Here is a 3,426-nt window from a genome sequence, read left to right on the forward strand (position 1 = left end):
CCGCCAAGGCGGCGCGGCAGGCCGCCAAAGGAGCGACACCACGATCACTGGAACGGCTGATCACCAAAAACCCAAACTGGGGAACTTTAACTCGGCACTTCTGGGGAATCTTCGGTCAGCATTGACAACACGGTGCCAGGCCGGCTCGACGATGAATTCTGAGCCAACAGCAAAGGGGGAAGTCCATCAGGGCTTCCTCCTTTTCTTTTGCTCGGCGCCCCGGGGAGGACGGCCCCGCTCCGACCCTCGTTGACGCGCCAGTTCGGCCCAGCGAAGCGGTCTCGCCTCGGGTGCTCGGCGAGGCGCTGAAGCCCGGAGCAAGGGACGGCAAGACGCTCCGACCGTGACAGGTTGCGATACAGGTTCCTGGCTGCGCAGGAGGGGACAGGGGGGCACACCCTACGCAGTGTACTGCTGTGTTTATGGGAAAAAACGCCGTAAAATCAGTGCGCGAGATGCTGGGCTTGCTTGGCAGCGGGCATGCCGTTGAAGGCCATCTGGTCCCCGCAAATGACCGGAATTCCGCGACTTTCGCCCCCAGTTTTGATATTGCCGATGCCCATATGGTCCCCAAGCGGCGAAAGCCCGGGCGCCGGGCACTGCTCGATGGCAACTTTGCGCGGCGCAAGCTGCCGCTGCGCGAGACGGAATACTGCATCTGGGATACCGAACTTGCGGGCTTTGGCCTGCGCGTCAGGCCCACTGGCAACACCTACTGGTTCGTTCGTCTGCGCCATCGCGGCAAGCATCGCCGGATCACATTGGGCCGGTCTGATGAACTCGCGGCAGAGCTTGCCCGGGCACAAGCGCATCCGCTCCGCCCCCCGGTTTGACGACTTCCTGGAGGAGTATTGGTCCCGCTGGTCGCCACAGTGGAAGGCATCGACGCTCGCTACCCACAACGGCTATCGCCGACAGTATCTGGACGGCGCCTTCAAGGGCGTATTCATCGACGAGATCAACGAAGAGCATGTCACCAAATGGTTCGCGGACCTCAACAACCGCACTGGCCCCGGTGCTGCCAACCGGACGCTCGAAATCCTCAAGAACATGCTCAACAAGGCCGAGGTCTGGGGATACCGGCTCGGAAACACCAACCCTTGCCGGTCGGTGAGGCCGAACAAGCGCAGGCAATGCGAGCGGTTTCTTTCCACCGAGGAACTGGCCCGATTTGGGGAAGTTCTCGCCGAATTGCGCGCCAGCGACAATCTGACGACCCGCTCTGGGTGTGCGGTCATCACGCTGCTGTTGCTGACCGGCTGCAGATATCGCGAAATCCTCACCCTTCAGTGGCAGGATGTGAAGGGCAATCGCCTGCTACTGCGCGACAGCAAGACCGGCCCGCGCACCGTCTGGCTCGGATCGGCGGCTCGCGAGGTCATCGACAGGCTGCCGCGCCATCCGAAAATTCCATGGCTTTTCTGGAACTACCAGTACCGCAGGCCGATCGGCTGCATCCAGCACCTCTGGCGGACGATCCTTGTACGGGCCGATCTTGGCAAACTGCGCATCCATGACCTGCGCCATACCTTCGCCAGCCATGCCGCAATGAGCAAGGAAACTTTGCCCATGATCGGGCGGCTACTCGGGCACGCCAATCATCAATCGACCGCGCGATACGCGCATCTCGATGACGAGCACTTGCTCGACGCCGCGCAGCAGATTGGGGTTGCGGTGGAGCGTCTGATGGGCGCTCCATTGAAATTTCAAATAGAAAGTGATATCTCATAGGATATGCCAAGAGTCGTTCTCGACACCGACGTCATCGTGACAGCGCTGAGGAGCGCGACTGGCGGCAGCAACGCAGTTTTGCGCGAGGCTGCACATGGGCGGCTGACGCCTCTGGTGACGCCCGCGCTCTTTCTTGAATACGAAGCAGTGCTGAAACGCCCCGAGCAGCGCCTCGCACATGGACTGGGATTGCGTGATATCGACAGTTTCCTTGCCGCTCTCGCAAGCGCCTGTGAAGCGGTGGAAGTAAGTTTTCAGTGGCGGCCGCAACTTTCGGACCCGAACGACGAGATGGTCTTGGAGACGGCGGTCAATGGCCGGGCCGATGCTCTCGTTACACATAATGTGCGCGACTTCGCCAAGGGCGCGGCCCGGTTCGGTTTGCGAGTGTTGAGACCCGGAGAATTGTTGAAGGAGTTACGATCATGAGCAAGGCATCTTACCCGCTCAAGCTCCCAGCATCGGTCAAGGAAGCCGCTGCCAGGCTTGCTAAGGAAGATGGCGTTTCGCTGAACCAGTGGATTGCGGTCGCCATCGCCCAGAAGATCGGCGTGGTCGAAACCGCGTCCGATTTTCTGAAACGGCGAGCTGGCAAGGCCCGGCCAAGCGATATGCTGCCGTTTCTCGACAGGGCGAAGCGGGAAGCGCCGCCAGTCGGGGACGAGCTGTAGAACAAGCGACGTCGCTTTCCTGATAGCGGGAGGCGTGCTGGGCCGTTGGCCGGAGCGCGGACTCAAAATACCGGCATGTAGATCTACCCATACCAAAAACGATCTGGAGGCCCACGGCATGCAGCACAAATCCGCGCGGCGATGATCCGCCGCTATTCTCACACGCTATGGGCGTTCATGAGGGCCAGGTATCTTGCCGTCGCTCTGCGCAACCCAGCCGCAATCGCTCGTTACCATGATTGTCGGATCAAGCGTCTCATCGTGGATAGCCTGCCGCGGTTTCCCTTCTACCAGGGACATCTGGAGGGCGGCTTTGCCGCGCTACCGATCATGGACAAGGCAAAGCTCATGGCGAACTTCGCCGGGTGCAACCTCGGCCGCTATTCAGCAGCTTTCGTGCGACAGTCGCTCGCCGAAGGATGCAGCGAGGCAGACGGTTTCCACTTCGGGCAAAGCACAGGGACCAGTGGCAACCGCGGAGTGTACGTCATCAGCGAAAGGGAGCGGTTCATCTGGTTGGGCACCATCCTGGCCAAAACGTTGCCTGATGCGCTTTGGCGCCAGCACCGGGTTGCAATTGCGCTGCCGGGTATGTCCAGTCTCTACGGCTCGGCCAGCGCGGGAAGCCGGATCCGCCTAGCCTTCTACGACACCGCTGACGGTATCGAGGCTTGGGAGGACGCGCTGGTCGCGTTTGATCCCGATACGATTGTTGCCTCGCCCAAGGTGCTGCGACACCTGGCCGAGCGTAGGAAGCTCCCGGCACGTGGCATTTTCAGCGGCGCGGAGGTTCTTGACCCGCTCGACCGTGCGGTGATCGAAGGCACCACCGGCAGGACGGTGCGTGAGATCTATATGGCGACCGAGGGGCTGTTCGGGGTTTCGTGCCGGCACGGCGTGCGGATTCCGAGGTCATCGCGCGCACCATTCCGATTTGATCGCGCGCGGGAATCCGAGGTGATGGCGCGCAGCGTTCCGAGAATTGTCCGCGCAGCATTCCGAAATGATCGCGCGCAGTTTGAGG

The 3,426-nt window shown here is 61.3% G+C and carries 5 protein-coding genes; all 5 read left to right on the plus strand.

Annotated elements, in window-relative coordinates; all coding sequences use genetic code 11:
- Positions 1–455: 455 nt before the first annotated feature.
- The gene (locus H7F49_RS18915) at positions 456–833 is read left to right on the plus strand and encodes an Arm DNA-binding domain-containing protein (protein WP_235982355.1); all 378 of its coding nucleotides are present in this window, start codon (positions 456–458) and stop codon (positions 831–833) included.
- Positions 775–1,731: a tyrosine-type recombinase/integrase gene (locus H7F49_RS18920; protein WP_185685109.1), complete on the plus strand. Its 957-nt coding sequence runs from the start codon at positions 775–777 to the stop codon at positions 1,729–1,731. The genes H7F49_RS18915 and H7F49_RS18920 overlap by 59 nt, the downstream gene beginning before the upstream one ends.
- A gap of 3 nt (positions 1,732–1,734) precedes the next feature.
- A complete protein-coding gene (locus H7F49_RS18925) occupies positions 1,735–2,160 on the plus strand; it encodes a putative toxin-antitoxin system toxin component, PIN family (protein WP_185685110.1) in 426 nt (141 codons plus the stop codon).
- Positions 2,157–2,402, plus strand: coding sequence for a toxin-antitoxin system HicB family antitoxin (locus H7F49_RS18930; protein ID WP_185685111.1), 246 nt, complete (start codon positions 2,157–2,159; stop codon positions 2,400–2,402). Before H7F49_RS18925 ends, H7F49_RS18930 begins: the two co-directional genes overlap by 4 nt.
- A 141-nt stretch (positions 2,403–2,543) precedes the next feature.
- A partial coding sequence (locus H7F49_RS18935) for a hypothetical protein (RefSeq protein WP_214647914.1) occupies positions 2,544–3,426 on the plus strand: 883 nt, incomplete at its 3' end.

This window comes from Novosphingobium aerophilum (assembly GCF_014230305.1).
Classification (GTDB): Bacteria; Pseudomonadota; Alphaproteobacteria; order Sphingomonadales; family Sphingomonadaceae; genus Novosphingobium; species Novosphingobium aerophilum.

What these genes read in the sequence shown, in the direction of transcription:
- H7F49_RS18915 (WP_235982355.1), top strand. Translation starts at nt 456, where the DNA reads ATGCTGGGCTTGCTTGGCAGCGGGCATGCCGTTGAAGGCCATCTGGTC.
- H7F49_RS18920 (WP_185685109.1), top strand. Translation starts at nt 775, where the DNA reads ATGAACTCGCGGCAGAGCTTGCCCGGGCACAAGCGCATCCGCTCCGCC.
- H7F49_RS18925 (WP_185685110.1), top strand. Translation starts at nt 1,735, where the DNA reads ATGCCAAGAGTCGTTCTCGACACCGACGTCATCGTGACAGCGCTGAGG.
- H7F49_RS18930 (WP_185685111.1), top strand. Translation starts at nt 2,157, where the DNA reads ATGAGCAAGGCATCTTACCCGCTCAAGCTCCCAGCATCGGTCAAGGAA.